The sequence below is a fragment of the Comamonas sp. MYb396 genome (genome assembly GCF_037479555.1).
Classification (GTDB): Bacteria; Pseudomonadota; Gammaproteobacteria; order Burkholderiales; family Burkholderiaceae_C; genus Comamonas.
This window is the reverse complement of record NZ_JBBGYU010000015.1, coordinates 13,270-28,996: the sequence shown is the minus strand read 5'-3', so window position 1 is coordinate 28,996 and position 15,727 is coordinate 13,270. Positions and strand designations below refer to the sequence as shown.

Annotated in this window: 12 protein-coding genes; 9 read left to right on the top strand and 3 right to left on the bottom strand. The window is 66.1% G+C overall.

Translation table 11 applies throughout. The features are described 5' to 3' along the window. Nucleotides 1–220 precede the first annotated feature (220 nt). Nucleotides 221–1,036 carry a type I methionyl aminopeptidase gene (gene map, locus WH265_RS23790; RefSeq protein ID WP_021024879.1) on the bottom strand — a complete coding sequence of 272 codons (816 nt, stop codon included), beginning with the start codon at nucleotides 1,034–1,036 and terminating at the stop codon, nucleotides 221–223. A gap of 182 nt (nucleotides 1,037–1,218) precedes the next feature. On the opposite strand from map, the gene purL reads away from it, so the two are divergent. After that, nucleotides 1,219–5,229 (top strand): phosphoribosylformylglycinamidine synthase, encoded by a 4,011-nt coding sequence (gene purL / locus WH265_RS23785; protein WP_339559878.1) that lies wholly within the window; start codon nucleotides 1,219–1,221, stop codon nucleotides 5,227–5,229. Nucleotides 5,230–5,299: 70 nt separating this feature from the next. On the opposite strand, the gene WH265_RS23780 is transcribed toward purL, so the two are convergent. Then, on the bottom strand, nucleotides 5,300–6,001 hold the full coding sequence (locus WH265_RS23780) for a glutathione S-transferase family protein (RefSeq protein ID WP_339559877.1): 702 nt from the start codon (nucleotides 5,999–6,001) through the stop codon (nucleotides 5,300–5,302). A gap of 3 nt (nucleotides 6,002–6,004) precedes the next feature. Further along, nucleotides 6,005–6,793: an SDR family NAD(P)-dependent oxidoreductase gene (locus WH265_RS23775; RefSeq protein ID WP_339559876.1), complete on the bottom strand. Its 789-nt coding sequence runs from the start codon at nucleotides 6,791–6,793 to the stop codon at nucleotides 6,005–6,007. Nucleotides 6,794–7,154: 361 nt separating this feature from the next. On the opposite strand from WH265_RS23775, the gene WH265_RS23770 reads away from it, so the two are divergent. The 8 genes from WH265_RS23770 (at nucleotide 7,155) to WH265_RS23735 (ending at nucleotide 15,718) form a co-directional block, all read left to right on the top strand. Beyond that, entirely contained in the window at nucleotides 7,155–7,730 is a 576-nt protein-coding gene (locus tag WH265_RS23770; protein WP_339536159.1) for a sigma-70 family RNA polymerase sigma factor, read from the top strand. 18 nt (nucleotides 7,731–7,748) lie between these two features. Then, a complete protein-coding gene (locus WH265_RS23765; protein ID WP_339559875.1) occupies nucleotides 7,749–8,549 on the top strand; it encodes an anti-sigma factor in 801 nt (266 codons plus the stop codon). A gap of 220 nt (nucleotides 8,550–8,769) precedes the next feature. After that, nucleotides 8,770–10,083 (top strand): sigma-70 family RNA polymerase sigma factor, encoded by a 1,314-nt coding sequence (locus tag WH265_RS23760; RefSeq protein WP_339559874.1) that lies wholly within the window; start codon nucleotides 8,770–8,772, stop codon nucleotides 10,081–10,083. A gap of 105 nt (nucleotides 10,084–10,188) precedes the next feature. Then, entirely contained in the window at nucleotides 10,189–12,555 is a 2,367-nt protein-coding gene (locus WH265_RS23755; RefSeq protein ID WP_339559873.1) for a TonB-dependent receptor, read from the top strand. 117 nt (nucleotides 12,556–12,672) lie between these two features. Further along, nucleotides 12,673–13,401, top strand: coding sequence for a cobalt ABC transporter substrate-binding protein (locus WH265_RS23750; protein WP_339536151.1), 729 nt, complete (start codon nucleotides 12,673–12,675; stop codon nucleotides 13,399–13,401). Further along, complete coding sequence (locus WH265_RS23745) at nucleotides 13,402–13,728, top strand: DUF3649 domain-containing protein (protein WP_339559872.1); 327 nt, start codon at nucleotides 13,402–13,404, stop codon at nucleotides 13,726–13,728. Beyond that, nucleotides 13,725–15,434 carry a PepSY-associated TM helix domain-containing protein gene (locus tag WH265_RS23740; RefSeq protein WP_339559871.1) on the top strand — a complete coding sequence of 570 codons (1,710 nt, stop codon included), beginning with the start codon at nucleotides 13,725–13,727 and terminating at the stop codon, nucleotides 15,432–15,434. The genes WH265_RS23745 and WH265_RS23740 overlap by 4 nt, the downstream gene beginning before the upstream one ends. Further along, nucleotides 15,431–15,718 (top strand): DUF3325 domain-containing protein, encoded by a 288-nt coding sequence (locus tag WH265_RS23735; protein ID WP_339559870.1) that lies wholly within the window; start codon nucleotides 15,431–15,433, stop codon nucleotides 15,716–15,718. Before WH265_RS23740 ends, WH265_RS23735 begins: the two co-directional genes overlap by 4 nt. The last annotated feature ends 9 nt before the right edge of the window (nucleotides 15,719–15,727 follow it).

The following is a 15,727-nucleotide window of genomic DNA, read 5'->3' as shown; positions in this document are numbered from 1 at the left end:
TGCCTAACTATGCTGTCGTTGGCAGTGTGCCATAGCAATCAACAGCAGCAGCGAGTAAGCACATTTCATGCCACTACGCACCAAATGGGGGCATGGAGGAGGCGGGAGTGCCAGAAACGACCAAGGCGGCATGCTGGTTGCAGTGCCGCCTTGGTGTGGGCTGGTGCCGGGCAGGCCCGGCACGCGCGCAGCGATTTATCGGTGCAGTATCAGCGCCCGATCAGCACTTGGTGCTGGTCACAAAGCTGGGTGGCGTGGGCGAGCCTTCCGACCAGGTCAGCACTTCGTAGCCGGTGTCGGTCACCAGCACTTCGACTTCCCACTGGGCCGAGAGGCTGTGGTCCTTGGTGATGACGGTCCAGCCGTCATTGCCCAGGTCCTTGATGTCCTTCTTGCCCAGGTTGAGCATGGGCTCGATCGTGAAGATCATGCCGGTCTTGAGCTCGACGCCGGTGCCAGGGCGGCCGTAGTGCAGCACCTGCGGCTCGTCGTGGAACACCTTGCCGATGCCGTGGCCGCAGTACTCGCGCACGACCGACAGGCCCTGGCCTTCGGCAAACTTCTGGATCGCATGGCCGATATCGCCCAGGTGTGCGCCATTCTTGACCTGCACGATGCCATGCCACATGGCTTCAAAGGTCAGCTGGCACAGGCGCTTGCCGGCAATCGTGCCTTCGCCGATCACGAACATGCGGCTGTTGTCGCCAAAATAGCCTTCGGGCGTGATGATGGTCACATCCACATTGACGATGTCGCCCTTCTTGAGCGGCTTGTCATTGGGGATGCCATGGCAGACCACGTGGTTCACCGAGGTGCAGACATAGGCAGGGTAGGGCGTCATGCCTGGCGGCTGGTAGCCCAGGCAGGCCGATTTGGTGCCTTGCTTTTCCATCGCCTCGGCGCACAGCAGATCGATTTGCTTGGTGGTGATACCCGGTTGGATGTGGGGGGTGATGTAGTCCAAGACCTCCGAGGCCAGGCGGCCTGCGATGCGCATCTGCGCAATATCGTCTTCGGTATTGATTTTGATCGTCATAGCCCATGATTATCCCACTGCTGCCATTGGCCTGTTGTCCATGCGGCTACGTGTCCTGGCGGGGCACAGTAGAATCCCGGGTTATCCCGCCCTTGTCATGGTGCTGCCACGGTCCGCCCGTAGCAGTGGGCAAGGCGCATGCGTGCTTTCTTCCCATCCTCCTAGTCCACATAGGCTGCCACGTGACACTGCACCTGACTCAGCTACCAGGCGGTAACGCCCTCAGCTCCTTCCGCGCCCAACAACTGCAGACCGCATTGACGGCGATCCATCCAAAGATAACGGGCATTGCTGCCCGTTTTGTGCATCTGGTGGCCACCGAGCAGCCCCTGGCCGGCGCCCAGGCCGAGCGCGTAGCGGCCCTGCTGACCTATGGCGACCCCTATGAAGGCGTCAGCGACGGCCAGGCCTTCATCGTCACGCCCCGCATGGGCACCATCTCGCCCTGGGCCTCCAAGGCCACCGATATTGCCCGCAACTGCGGCCTGGCGCTGTTCCGCATCGAGCGCCTGACCGAATACCGGATCGAGCTCAAGGCCGGCCTGCTGGGCGGCAAGCCCGAGCTGAGCGCCGAGCAGACCGCACAGATCGCCGCGCTGCTGCACGACCGCATGACCGAGTCGGTCTTCGCCACCCGCGCCGAAGCCGAGCAGCTGTTCTCTGCACTGCAAGCCCAGCCGATGGAGTTTGTCGATGTGCTGGGCGGCGGCCGCAGCGCGCTGGAAAAAGCCAACAAGCAATGGGGCCTGGCGCTGGCCGACGACGAGATCGAGTACCTGGAAAACGCCTTCAAGGGCCTGGCACGCAACCCCAGCGATGTCGAGCTGATGATGTTTGCCCAGGCGAACTCCGAGCACTGCCGCCACAAGATCTTCAACGCCAAGTTCACCATCGACGGTGTGGCGCAGGACAAGAGCCTGTTTGGCATGATCCGCCACACCGAGGCGGTATCGCCCCAGCACACCGTCGTCGCCTATTCGGACAATGCCTCCATCATGGAAGGCCACCAGGTCGAGCGCTTTGTCGCGCCGTTCAACACCCAGGCCGATGCCGTGACGGCGCCCAGCTACCAAAAGCAGGCGGCCACCAGCCATGTGCTGATGAAGGTCGAGACCCATAACCACCCGACGGCCATCTCGCCCTTCCCTGGTGCCTCCACCGGCGCGGGCGGTGAGATCCGTGACGAAGGCGCGACCGGCCGGGGCTCCAAGCCCAAGGCGGGCCTCACCGGCTTCACCGTCTCCAAGCTCTGGGGCAGCGAGGTCGGCAAGCCCGAGCACATCGCCAGCCCGCTGCAGATCATGATCGAAGGCCCGCTGGGCGGTGCCGCGTTCAACAACGAATTCGGCCGTCCCAACCTGACCGGCTACTTCCGCGAGTACGAGCAGCAAGTCGGTGACATCACCCGTGGCTACCACAAGCCCATCATGATTGCCGGTGGCCTGGGCGTGATCGATGCCGAGCAGACCCAGAAGATCCTGTTCCCGGCCGGCACCTTGCTGATCCAGCTGGGCGGCCCAGGCATGCGCATTGGCATGGGCGGCGGCGCGGCCAGCTCGATGGCCAGCGGCACCAACGCGGCCGAGCTGGACTTTGACTCGGTGCAGCGCGGCAACCCCGAGATCGAGCGCCGTGCGCAAGAGGTCATCAACCACTGCTGGCAGCAGGGCGCAGCCAACCCCATCCTGGCGATCCACGATGTGGGCGCCGGCGGCCTGTCCAACGCCTTCCCCGAGCTGACCAATGACGCCGGCCGTGGCGCCCGCTTTGACCTGCGCAAGGTCAACCTGGAAGAATCGGGCCTGGCGCCCAAGGAAATCTGGTCCAACGAAAGCCAGGAACGCTATGTGATGGCGATTGCGCCTGAGTCGCTGGCGCAGTTCACGGCGTTTTGCGAGCGCGAGCGCTGCCCGTTTGCCGTCATCGGCACGGCGACCGAAGAGCGCCAGCTGGTGCTGCAGGACCCGGCGGCCACCGCAGACGACCAGAAATTCCCGGTCGATATGCCGATGGATGTGCTGCTGGGCAAGCCGCCCAAGATGCACAAGGATGTGCAGACCGTGGCACGCAGCCTGCCGGCCATCGACCTGACCGGCGTGCCGCTGGAAAAGGCCGTGATCGATGTGCTGGCCCACCCCACGGTGGCCTCCAAGCGCTTCCTGGTCACCATCGGTGACCGCGCTGTGGGCGGCCTGACCCACCGCGACCAGATGGTCGGCCCCTGGCAGGTGCCGGTGGCCGACGTCGCCGTGACCCTGGCCGATTTCCAGGGCTTCAAGGGCGAAGCCATGGCGATGGGCGAGCGCACGCCGCTGGCCGCGATCAATGCACCCGCATCGGGCCGTATGGCAGTGGCCGAGGCCATCACCAATATGCTGGCAGCGCCCATTGCGCTGTCCAAGGTCAAGATGTCGGCCAACTGGATGGCCGCCTGCGGCGAGCCCGGTGAAGACGCCGATCTGTACGCCACCGTCAAGGCCGTGGGCATGGAGCTGTGCCCGCAGCTGAACATCTCCATCCCCGTGGGCAAGGACAGCCTGTCGATGCGCACGCAGTGGAGCGAGGGCGGCCAGACCAAGAAGGTCACCTCGCCCGTCAGCCTGATCATCACCGGCTTTGCGTCCATCGATGATGTGCGCAGCACCTTGACGCCCCAGCTGGACGCCAACGAGGCCGACACCACCTTGGTGCTGGTCGATCTCTCGCGCGGCAAGATGCGCATGGGTGGCTCCATCCTGGGCCAGGTGCTGGGCCAAAGCGGCAATGAAACGCCGGACCTGGACGAGGCCAAGGACCTGATCGCCCTGGTTGACGCCGTCAACGCGCTGCGCGCCCAGGGCAAGATCCTGGCCTACCACGACAAGGGCGACGGCGGCCTGCTGGCCACCGTGGCAGAAATGGCCTTTGCCGGCCATGTCGGCGTGGCACTGAATGTGGACATGCTGATCACCGAAGGCGATGGCATCTCCGACAGCCGCATGGACAGTGGCGAAGGCAAGAACTGGGGCGCCCAGGTATCGGGCCGCCGCGAAGACCTGACCCTGCGCGCGCTGTTCAACGAAGAGCTGGGCGTGGTGCTGCAGGTCAAGACCAGCGACAGCGCCGAGGTGCTGCAGACCCTGCGTGAGCATGGCCTGTCCACCTGCAGCCACATCGTGGGCAAGACGCGTCCGGCCTCGTCCAGCATGGACATGGGCAAGGGCGAGCTGCAGGTCTGGCGCGATGCCAAGAAGGTGTTTGGCGCCAGCCTGAGCGATCTGCACCAGGTCTGGGATGCCGTCAGCTGGAAGATTGCCCAGCAGCGCGACAACCCCGCCTGCGCCGACAGCGAGCACGCCTCGGTCGGTGTGCCGTCTGACCCCGGCATGCATGTGCACCTCAGCTTCGACCCGCAAGAGGTGGTGGCGGCCCCCTATTTGAATGTGGCGGCCAAGCCCCGCGTGGCGGTGCTGCGCGAGCAGGGTGTGAACTCCCACGTGGAGATGGCCTACGCCTTTGGCGAAGCCGGCTTTGAAGCGGTGGACGTGCACATGACCGATCTGCAGACGGGCCGTGCCCAGCTGCGTGACTTTGCCGGCATCGTCGCCTGCGGCGGCTTCAGCTACGGTGACACCCTGGGCGCAGGCATCGGCTGGGCCCGCTCCATCACCTTCAACGAGCCGCTGTCCGAGCAGTTCCAGGCCTTCTTCAGCCGCAAGGACACCTTCGGCCTGGGCGTCTGCAATGGCTGCCAGATGTTTGCCGAACTGGCCGACATCATCCCCGGTGCGCAAGACTGGCCGCGCTTCACGCAAAACCAGAGCAACCGCTTTGAGGCGCGCCTGTCGATGGTTGAAGTGCTGGACTCGCCCAGCCTGTTCCTGCAAGGCATGGCCGGCTCGCGCCTGCCGATCGCCGTGGCGCACGGTGAGGGCTATGCCAACTTCCGCTTCCGTGGCAACGCCGATGCGGTGATCGCCGCGATGCGCTATGTGGACAACCACGGCCAGGCGACCGAGCAGTACCCGTTCAACCCGAACGGTTCGGCCGGCGGCCTGACCGCTGTGACCACCGCCGATGGCCGCTTTACCGCGATGATGCCGCACCCCGAGCGCGTGTTCCGCAATGTGCAGATGAGCTGGACCGACGGCGACCGCTCGGCCCACAGCCCCTGGATGCGCGTCTGGCGCAATGCCCGCCACTGGCTGGGCTGATCTGCGCAACGCCCCATGACCCAAGGCCCTGCACTGCAGGGCCTTTTTTCATGCGCCGGGGTTCAGTGGCTCAGAGCTTCATCACCACCGGCCCGCCCTTGGCAATCGCCCGCTGGTAAGCTTCGCGCGCCTGCATGCGCTGGCGGTAGGCATGCAGGTGTGGCCAGTCGGCGGGGTTGGCGCAGCGCGCCAGCGCGGCCTCCACCGCAAAGCCCATCTGAAAATCGGCCATCGTCAGGTGCTCGCCGGCAAACCAGGGCTGGTGGGCGAGGTGGTGGTTCATATAGGCCATCGCCGCCTCCATGTGCGGGGCGATCAGCTGTTTGTGCACCTGCTGGCGCAGGCCGCGCAGCACCGGGCGCACGACGGGGCGCAGCAGCAGCGGCAAGGGCTTGGCCGCGATGCTGTCAAACACCAGCTGCAGCAGCAGCCAGTTCATCAGCGAGCCTTCGGCAAAATGCATCCAGTAGCGGCACTGCAGATGCTCGGGGCTGCTGCGCGGCGGATCGAGGTGGGCCATGTCGGGCGGCGCCCAGGCGCCATAGCGCTCGGCCAGGTACTCGATGATGGCGCCAGACTCGGCAATCACCAGGCCCCGGTCGCAGAGGATGGGTGAGAGGCCCAGCGGGTGAATGCGCTTGAGCGCTGGCGGCGCCAGGCGCGTCTTGGCATCGCGCGGGTAGGTCTCCAGCGCATAGGGCAGGTTCAGCTCTTCGAGCAGCCACAGCACGCGCTGCGAGCGCGAGGTTTCCAGGTGGTGAAGGGTCAGCATGCTTTAGTTCCCTTGCAAGCGGCGCACCCAGGCCACCAGGCCGGATGCCGTCGATTTGTAGCCCGGGCGCCAGCTCAGCCGGGAGCGCCAGGGCACACCCAGCAGAAAGTGGCCCCGGGCCCAGCCCTTGAGCATCGCGCTGGCCGCCTGCTCTGGCTGCGGCCAGACCGGCAGGCTGGCGGGGTGAGGCTCGGTGAAAAAGGCCTCGCTCAGGCCGGGCTTGACCACGGCCAGGCTGACGCCCACGCCCTGGGGTACCAACTCCAGTTGCAAGGTCTCAGCCAGGTTGATGAGTGCCGCCTGGCTGGGCCCATAGGCCAGGTTGCCCGGCAGGCCACGCAGGCCAGCCACGCTGGCCACCAGGCTCAGATGCGGTTGGCGCCCGGCGCGCGCCGCTGCGAGCAGGTGGGGCGTGACGGCCGCGATCACATGCAAGGCGCCGGTCAGATTGACCTCGCGGTGCTGCAGCAAGCTATTGAGGTCCAGGTCATCGGCGCGCATGGTCTGCCGCTCGCCCGCGCAGTAGCAGACCAGGTCCAGCGGCCCGTCCTCCAGCAGCTGGTGCACGGCGCTGACGACCGCGTCGCGGTCGGTGACATCCAGCGGCAGCGGCAGGCAGCCGGGGTGTTGTTCGGCGAAGCTGTCCAGCGCTTCCTGCCGGCGCGCCGACACGATCACGCGCGCGCCTGCGGCATGCAGCTGCTCGGCCAGCGCCAGACCGATGCCCGCGCTGGCGCCGACCAGCCAGACACGCAAGCCGTACCAGCGCGCAATGGGGGTGTTCAGTGGCATGGCAGCCTCCTGGCGCTGGCGCATGGGCCCAATGGCTGGTAGGCGATGGTGGCGGTGGTGGCGGCGGTTGTCATAGGGTGTTCCGGTTGTCCGACCCTGTCTGTGCAAGGTCTACCCTTAGCACTACGCACAACGAGGCGGTTTGGATTCAGCGCCAGCGATTATTTTTTTGCATCGCTTCTGCATCGTTTTGCATCCAATCGGCGGCTTGCTGCGTATAGCGGCCAGATGCATGAAAGTTTGGGGGGCGTGGGCCCTGGCTGACCTGGCCCGGCCAAGGCGGCTTTCCCCCGGGCGCTTGCTGCTTGGCAGCAATACAACGGATACACCCGTCAGCGGGCCTTCGCCCCACAATGCTTGCATGCGCACACCGACCACTGACACTGAACTGATGCTTTTGTTAGACCGCATAGCCGCCCGCGAGGACAAGGCGCTCCGGCTTTTGTACGACGAGACGGCGTCCCGGCTGTATGGCCTGGCGCTGCGCATTCTGGGCAACAAGGCCTGGGCCGAGGACGTGCTGCAGGACAGCTTTGTCGCCATCTGGCGTAACGCGGGCAGTTACCGCGATTCGCTCAGCCCGCCGCTGGCCTGGATGGGCATGCTGGTGCGCAGCAGGGCGCTGGATTTTCTGCGCCGGCGCAAGGCCGAGCGGCTGGACCAGCATGCGGTGGTCGATGACATGGATGACCTGCCGCAGGGCGACGAGGCACAAGGCCCCATGCAATCGGTGGAGGCCAGTGAGCAGGCGACCGTGTTGCAGCAGTGCATGGAGCGGCTGCAGCAGGCCCAGCGCCAGGTCGTGAGCCTGGCCTATTTGCGAGATTTGAGCCACAGCGAGCTGGCCAGCCACTTCCAGCTGCCGCTGGGCACCGTTAAAACCTGGATGCGCCGCAGTCTGGAGCAGCTGCGCAAGTGCATGGCCCGCCACGTGTAGGCGCAAAGGAGTGCTCTGATGAATCTGGTACAACACCCCGAACTGCTCGACCGCCTGGCCGCCGCCTACGCGCTGGGCACCTTGCGCGCCGGTGCCCGCCGCCGCTTTGAGCAGCTGGCCCGCGCCCACCCGCAGGTGCGCTCGGCCGCACTGCTGTGGCAGGGCCGCTGGTCGGCGCTGTCCGAGCTGCAATCGCCCGTGCAACCCGATGCCGCCGTCTGGACCCGCATCCAGAACCTGGTCGATGCCGACCAGGCGGGCCTGGCGATGGAGCAGCAGCGCGCTGCTGCCAACGCCCGCAGCCCCAAGGCGCTGGCCTGGTGGCGCTCGCTGGCGCTGACCGGTGCCGTGGCTACTGTCGCCGCCATCGGCATTGGCCTCTATGCGCAGCAAAATCTGCAACGCAGCGCAGGCCAGCAGCTCGCTGCCTTGCAGACGGAGCTGCAAAAGACCCAGACTGCCTTGCAGGCCAGCCCCCAGCTGCAGTATGTCGCCGTGCTGGCCGATGGCAAGGCGCAGGCCTCCATGCTGGTGACCTTTGATGCCCGCCAGGGCCAGCTGGTACTGCAGCGCGTGGGCGGCTACCAGGAGGCCGCCGACCGGTCGCTGCAGCTCTGGGCCTTGCCCGCGCAGGGCGCGCCGCAGTCGCTGGGCGTCATGGGCGAGGGGCGCCTGGCGCAACTGCAGGCCCAGCTGGCCCAGGTGCAGGCCGTCCCTGCGTTGGCGGTCAGTCTCGAGCCCAAGGGCGGCGTGCCCAGCGAGACGGGCCCGACCGGGCCGGTCTTGTTCAGCGGGGCTTTGATCAAGCGCGATCTGTAAGCAGTTTTTGCCCGCCCAATGCCCTGTAGCTGACACTACAGGGCGTTTTTATGGCGTCATCCATAGCGGGAAAATGGTTGCGCTGGCAGCAGTAACCGCCTCCACGGGCGGGCGATTTAACACCCTGTTTTCAAAGAGAATTTATATAACAAATGAGATCTATTCTCATTCGTAATATACTAGCGCGCCTTGTCATTTTTAGCGCCCGCTCGTCCCCGCCATGTCCGCCCTCCCGTTGGAAGCCTTTCGCGATAGCTATCGCGAGCTGATCGCCTTTGTGGCACGCCGTACCGGCAGCCGCCAATCGGCGCAGGACATCGTGCATGACGCCTGGCTGCGCGTGGTGGAAGCGGGGCCGATGGCGCAGAGCCAGCACCCAGCGCCACGCGCCTATCTGTACACGGTGGCCGAGCATCTGGTGATCGACCACCTGCGCCGGGCTGCGCGCAGCTCCGAGCGCTTTGACAGCAGCTTCCATGACAGCAGCGCCGGTGTGCAGGCGCTGGGCCAGGATGTGGCCGAGGCCAGCCTGCGGCGTGAGGCGTTGGTAGCGGTCGATGCCGCGATTGCCGCCCTGCCAGAACGCTGCCGCCGCATGTTCCTGGCCGACCGGCTCGATGGCGAATCGCAGGCGGCGATTGCCGCTGCGCACGGCGTCTCCGTCAAGACGGTGGAGCGCGAGATCATGCGCGCCATGGATGCGATCGAGGCGGCCCTGCACGAATGGCGTGGCGATGGCGTCGTGCAGGCGCTGCCGCGCAAGGGACGGCGCCGCGCACTGTCGGCCTTGCTCGGTGTGGCAGGGCTGGGCGCTAGCGGCAGCCTGGCCTGGCGCCTGTACCAAAGCCAGGTGGTGACCTGGCAAATCCAGCTGGGCACCGCTACCGGCCGCCAGCTCAACCAGGCCTTGCCCGATGGCAGCAGCATTGCGCTGGATGCGCAGACTCGCCTGGATGTGCGCTACTACGGCAGCCGCCGCTATGTGCAGATGCACCATGGCGCAGCCTTCTTCAAGGTGGCGCGCAATGCCGATGCGCCTTTTATCGTCGATGCCGGCCCGGCCCGCATCACCGTGCTGGGCACCCGGTTTGAAGTGGCACTCGATAACCAGGGCGGGCTGCGTGTGGCCGTGGAAGAGGGCCGGGTGCGCGTGCAAGAGCGCGGCAGCGATGGCGATCTGGCCGATGCCGGCGATGGCTGGGAGCTGACCGGCAGCCAGAGCCTGGACTGGCAGCCAGGCCAGTCGCCCCGGCGCGACAGCAGCGCGGAAGAGGTGGCGGCCTGGCGCAATGGCTGGCTGGACTTCCGCCACGAGCCGCTGGGCCTGGCGGTGCAGCGCCTGGCCCGTTACTGCCCCGTGCCCCTGCAGGTGGCACCCGATGCCGAGCATTTGACGATTTTTGGCCGGGTGCGCATTGCCGATGCCCGGGCCTGGCTGCAGCTGCTGCCGCGCAGTGTGCCGGTGGTGGTGCGCGAAGAAGGCCAGGGCGCTGCGCGCCGCATCACGATTGCACGGCGCAAGGCGCAGAGTTGAGCGATGGCGCGCATGCACTATGGGCCGCTGACCGGCCATTTAAAAATACTTGCGCTGGCGTTGAGGGAAAACTGCGTCTCGTTCGTATTACCTCTTGTGAACCACATGAGGAAAGTACCCTACGCTATGTCGCACCCCTGCAAACGCCACCTGATTGCCCTGGCCATTGCCGCCTTGGCTGGCACGGCCTCGGCCGCTGATTTTGATATTTCCGCCCAGCCGCTTGACAGCGCGCTGGCCCAACTGGCCCGCCAGGCCGGCCTGCAACTGATGGCGCCACCGGCGCTGGTGCAAGGGCGCCCGGGCGCCGCGGTCAAGGGCAGCATGAGCGCCCAGGATGCCGTGCGCCAGCTGCTGCGCAACACCAACCTGGTGGCCCGCATCGAAGGCACAACCCTGGTCATCGACAACGGCCAGACCGCAGGCGAAGTGGCTTTGAACCCGGTGGTGGTGACGGCCCCCGCCACCCGCGCCGGCGACCGCCCTGAGGCCTATGCCGGTGGCAAGCAGGCACGCGGCAGCCGCATTGGCATGCTGGGCGACCAGGATGTGATGGACACACCTTTCTCCACCGTGGCCTACACCGCAGAAGCGGTGGCCGACCAGCAGGCACGCACCTTGGGTGAAGTGCTGGCCAACGACGCCTCGGTGCGCCTGACCACCGCCTCGCAGGGCTTTAGCGAAGACATCCAGGTGCGCGGCTTTGGCATCAGCGGTGGCGATGTGGGCCTCAACGGCCTCTATGGCCTGACCTCGGCGAGCCGCGTGCCGGCCGAGATTCTGGAGCGTGCCGAGCTGCTCAAGGGCCCGGGCGCGATGGTGGGCGGCATGCCGCCGGGCGGCAGCATTGGCGGCGCCATCAATGTGCAGACCAAGCGTGCGGGCGATGATCCGCTCAACCGCGTGGGCCTGCAGTACCTGGGCCGCGCGCAGTTTGGCACCAGCGTCGATATCTCGCGCCGCTTTGGCGAGAACAAGGAGTGGGGCGTGCGCGTCAATGGCGCAGCGCGCGGCGGCGAGGCCAGCATCCGTGGTGGCGACCAGAAGCTGGGCGTTGGCGCAATCGCTGTTGACTACCGGGGCAGCAATCTGCGCTGGTCGCTCGACGCCTATGCGCAGCGCGAAGAGATGGAAGATTTCCGCCCGCAGATCGGCTTCAACCCGGCGCTCACGTCCTTGCCCAAGCCGCCCAACTCGCGCAGCAACTGGTTCCCCGATACCGATCTGTCGCTGGACGACAAGGTCATCGCCTCGCGCCTGGAAGTCGATCTGAACGACCAGGTCACGGCCTTTGCCGGCATCGGCTACCGCAAGGGCAAGGCCCAGCAGATTTTCCCGACCACGACCACGTCGATGAATGCGGCTGGCGACTTCACGGTGCGCAGCAGCTTCTATGACTCCTACAGCGAGACCAGCAGCGCCGATCTGGGCCTGCGTGCCAAGTTCGCCACCGCCGGTATCAAGCACTCGCTGGTGGTCAGCGCCTCCGACCTGCGCCAGGAATCCGGCAACGCCTATGTGGCCGGCCTGACCACGTCGCCATCGAACATCTACAACCCCGCGCCGCTGCCGCCGGTCGAAGGCGCGCGCACCGAGCCCAACAAGGCCTCCAAGGCGCACAACTACGGCATTGCGGTGACGGACACCTTGGCCCTGGCCGATGACCGCCTGCTGCTAACGCTGGGCCTGCGCCGCCAGACCGTGGACCTGCGCAACTTCAGCACTGCCACCGGCGCGCAGACCAGCAGCTACGCCAAGAGCGCAACCACGCCGCTGGTCGGCCTGGTGGTCAAGGCCAATGACCAGGTCTCGCTCTACGGCAACTACACGGCCGGCCTCTCGCGCGGTGCCACGGCGCCCAACACGGCGGTCAATGCCGGCGAGGTGTTTCCGCCGTTCAAGTCCAAGCAGTACGAAGCGGGGGTGAAGGTGGATTGGGGCAGCTTCATGACGACGGCCAGTCTGTTCCAGATCAGCCGCCCCAACAGCATGACCGACCCGACCACCAACATCTACAGCTTTGATGGTGAGCAGCGCAACCGGGGCCTGGAGCTGGCCGCCTATGGCGAGCTGCAGCGTGGTCTGCGCTTGATGGGTGGCCTCACCTTCAACCGCGCCAAGGTCACCAAGGCGGCGCAGTACCAGGGTAACGATGCCTATGGCGTGCCCAAGATCAATGCCAACCTGGGCGCCGACTGGGATGTGCCCGGCGTGCAGGGCCTGTCGGTCAACGGCCGCATGATCCACACCGGCTCGGCCTGGGCCAGCAATGCCAACACCCTCAAGCTCTCGGGCTGGACCCGCTTTGACGTGGGCGCGCGCTACCGCACCCAGGTCAGCGGCAAGGCGGTGGTGCTGCGTGCCAATGTCGAAAACCTGACGGGCAAGAACGTCTGGTTGATCAGCGGCAACAACTACCTGACCTTGAGCGCACCGCGTACCGTGGTGCTGTCGGCAACGGTTGATTTTTGAGAACCTGCGGGTGGTCTCCGCGCAGCTGCGTAGAGACCGCCCACCGGTTCTGGGGAGTGGGCTGCGGGAGCGCACAAGGCGCCTGCAGCATGTTTATCAAAATAGGAGAGAGAGCATATGTTGAAGAAATCCCTGTCTGCCCTGAGCCTGGCCGTGCTGGCCATGTCCGCCCAAGCCCACCAGGTCTGGCTCGAGCCCGCCGGTGCAGACCATGCCGTGGTGCTGCGCTTTGGCGAGTTTGGCGACAACCTGCGCGAAGCATCCCCCGGCCTGCTGGACCACTTTGGCAAGCCCCAGGGCGTGCTGATCAACGCCAAGGGCGAGGAAAAGGCCGCTGCCGGCAACAAGACCGCCAATGGCTTTGCACTGCCTTTCAGCGTTCAGGCGGGCGAGTCCATCGTGGCCGAGGACGCGAACTACCCGCTGTCCAAGTTCAAGCGTGATGGCAAGGATGTCACCAACTGGTACCACCCCGCTGCACGCCTGGTCACCGGCTTTGCTGCGCAAAAGCCCAAGCTGGCACTGGACCTGACCCCGACCGGCAAGGACGGTGAGTTCAAGGCCACGTTCAAGGGCCAGCCGCTGGCCAAGACCCAGGTCGCGCTGGTCACCCAATCGGGCTGGATGAAAGAGGGCCACACCGATGCCCAAGGCCTGGTGCATTTCGACCTGCCATGGCAAGGCCAGTATGTGGCCGAGATCAAGCACAACGACCGCACGCCCGGCGAACGCGCTGGCGAGAAGTACGACGGCGTGAGCTATGTGACCTCGGTCACCTATGTGAAGCCTGAGGGCGTGGCCCCTGTGGCGGCTGGCCCTGTGGCAACGCCCAACCCGGCCAAATAAATGACCAGCCAAGTGCTGAGCGGCGCCTTGCGCGCCGCGCTGGCCAAGGCCTGCCGGGTCGGCCCGCTGCTGTCGCGCATCGTCGCCGCCATTGGCGGCGGCTATGCGTTGGCGGCCGTGGCCAGCGTGGCCGTGCTGGCCTTGCCCATGGCCAAACCCCAGGCCGTGCTGGCCGGCACCATGGCCAGCTTTCTGGTCTACACCGGCGCGGTGATCTGGGTGTTTGCCGTGCGTTCGGCCACCCGTGCCTGGGTGGGGCTGCTGCTGGCCGCAATACCGCTGCTGCTGGCCGCCTGGCCGGTATGGAATGGAGTGACTCCGGCATGACTGCCATTGATAAAAAAGATAGCAAACCGAGCAAGCCAGCGGTACGCGGCATTCGCCAGACCATGTCCGACCTGCATATCTGGGCCGGGCTGCTGGTGGGCTGGATTCTGTATGCGATGTTTCTCACCGGCACGGTGAGCTACTTCAAGGAAGAGATTTCGCAGTGGATGCGGCCCGAGCTGGCCCACCAGGCCGTGGTGCCCGATGCCTCCGAGGTGGCACCGCGCGTGGCGCAGGTGCTGGAGCAAGTGGCCCCTGGCAGCAACCAGTGGAGCCTGGGCATGCCCGATGCGCGCAACAATGTCGTGAGCGCGTTCTGGCGCATTGCCAAGCCCGAGAAGGGCGAGCGCGGCTTTGGCAGCGCGGTGTTCGATCCGCAGACCGGCCAGAAGGTGGCCGGCCGCGAGACCGTGGGCGGTGAGTTCTTCTACCGTTTCCACTTCCAGTTCCATTACATGCCCGTGCTCTGGGCCCGCTGGCTGGCGAGTTTTTGCGCCATGTTCATGCTGGTGGCCATTGTCAGCGGCGTGATCACGCACAAGAAGATCTTTGTCGACTTCTTCACCTTCCGCTGGGGCAAGGGCCAGCGCTCCTGGCTCGATGCGCACAATGCGCTGTCGGTCTTCGGGCTGCCTTTCCACGCGATGATTACCTATACCGGTCTGGTCACCTTGATGGCCATGACCATGCCCTGGGCCAGCAGCGCTGCGTTCAAGACCCAGGCCGAGCGCCAGGCCATGCAAAGCGAGCTGAGCGCCTTTATTCCCGCTGGCAAACCCAGTGGGGAGGCCGCGCCGCTGGCGCCCCTGGGCGATATGGTGCGCCAGGCCCAGCAGCGCTGGGGCGAAGACCGCATTGGCCGCGTCACCGTCAACAACGCCGGCGATGCCTCGGCGCGCGTGATCGTCACCTATGGCGATTTCGAGCGCGTGTCGATCAGCCCCAAATACATGCTGTTCGAGGGCAGCACGGGCAAGCTGCTCGAGGTCAAGGACCAGGTCGGCGCAGCGGCTGAAACGCGGGGCGTGCTGTACGCCCTGCACCTGGGCCGCTTTGGCGACAGCACCGTGCGCTGGCTCTACTTCCTCACCAGCCTGGCGGGCACGGCCATGGTCGGCACCGGTCTGGTGATGTGGACCGTCAAGCGCCGCACCAAGCTGCCCCATCCGGACAAGCCATACTTTGGCTTCTGGCTGGTGGAGCGGCTGAACATTGCCGCGATTGCGGGCCTGAGCATCGGCATGGCCGCCATGCTTTGGGCCAACCGCCTGCTGCCGCTGGGCATGGAAAAACGCAGCGACTGGGAGATCCACTGGTTCTTCATCCTCTGGGGGGCCAGCCTAGTCTGGGCCATGCTGCGGCCTGCCAAGCGCGCCTGGGTGGAGCTGCTCTGGGCCGGTTGCGCGGCACTGGCCTTGCTGCCGGTCCTCAATGTGCTGACCACCGACCGCCCGCTGTGGCGCAGCCTGATCGAGGGTGACTGGGTGTTCAGCGGGCTGGAGCTGACCTTGCTGGCGCTGGCCGCGCTGCATGCCTGGCTGGCGGTGCGCACCTGGCGCCACCAACCCAAGCTCAAGCCGCAGCGCCAGGCGGCGCCACGGCAAGCGCCTGCCGCACGTGCTGCCGATACCGGCGCCGTGGCCGTCACCAACGCTGTGGCAGCCACCGCTGCCATCGCCACTGATCTGCAGGAGGCCCGGCCATGAACCACCTCGCTATCCAATTGGTGTCGCTGCCGGCATTTGCACTGCTGGCGCTGGCCATGGACCGCCACCAGCTCGACCTGTTTGGCCGTGAACTACCAGCCGGCCAAACCCGGGGCCTGCGCCTGGCCGGCTGGCTGGCGTTGCTGGCCTCGCTGGCGATTGCCGTGGCGCTCAAGGGCTGGTCGCTGGGCCTGGTCACCTGGTGCGGCCATATCTCGCTCAGCGCCGCCATCGTCATCCTCACGATGGTGGCCTGGGAACGCCGCAAATCTGTAAAAAAGTGAGACGCCAGG

Coding starts and splice junctions, on each gene's coding strand:
- WH265_RS23750 (WP_339536151.1), top strand. CDS start 12,673: ATGTTGAAGAAATCCCTGTCTGCCCTGAGCCTGGCCGTGCTGGCCATG.
- WH265_RS23740 (WP_339559871.1), top strand. CDS start 13,725: ATGACTGCCATTGATAAAAAAGATAGCAAACCGAGCAAGCCAGCGGTA.
- WH265_RS23745 (WP_339559872.1), top strand. CDS start 13,402: ATGACCAGCCAAGTGCTGAGCGGCGCCTTGCGCGCCGCGCTGGCCAAG.
- WH265_RS23755 (WP_339559873.1), top strand. CDS start 10,189: ATGAGGAAAGTACCCTACGCTATGTCGCACCCCTGCAAACGCCACCTG.
- WH265_RS23780 (WP_339559877.1), bottom strand. CDS start 6,001: ATGCTGACCCTTCACCACCTGGAAACCTCGCGCTCGCAGCGCGTGCTG.
- WH265_RS23770 (WP_339536159.1), top strand. CDS start 7,155: ATGCGCACACCGACCACTGACACTGAACTGATGCTTTTGTTAGACCGC.
- WH265_RS23760 (WP_339559874.1), top strand. CDS start 8,770: ATGTCCGCCCTCCCGTTGGAAGCCTTTCGCGATAGCTATCGCGAGCTG.
- WH265_RS23775 (WP_339559876.1), bottom strand. CDS start 6,793: ATGCCACTGAACACCCCCATTGCGCGCTGGTACGGCTTGCGTGTCTGG.
- map (WP_021024879.1), bottom strand. CDS start 1,036: ATGACGATCAAAATCAATACCGAAGACGATATTGCGCAGATGCGCATC.
- WH265_RS23765 (WP_339559875.1), top strand. CDS start 7,749: ATGAATCTGGTACAACACCCCGAACTGCTCGACCGCCTGGCCGCCGCC.
- WH265_RS23735 (WP_339559870.1), top strand. CDS start 15,431: ATGAACCACCTCGCTATCCAATTGGTGTCGCTGCCGGCATTTGCACTG.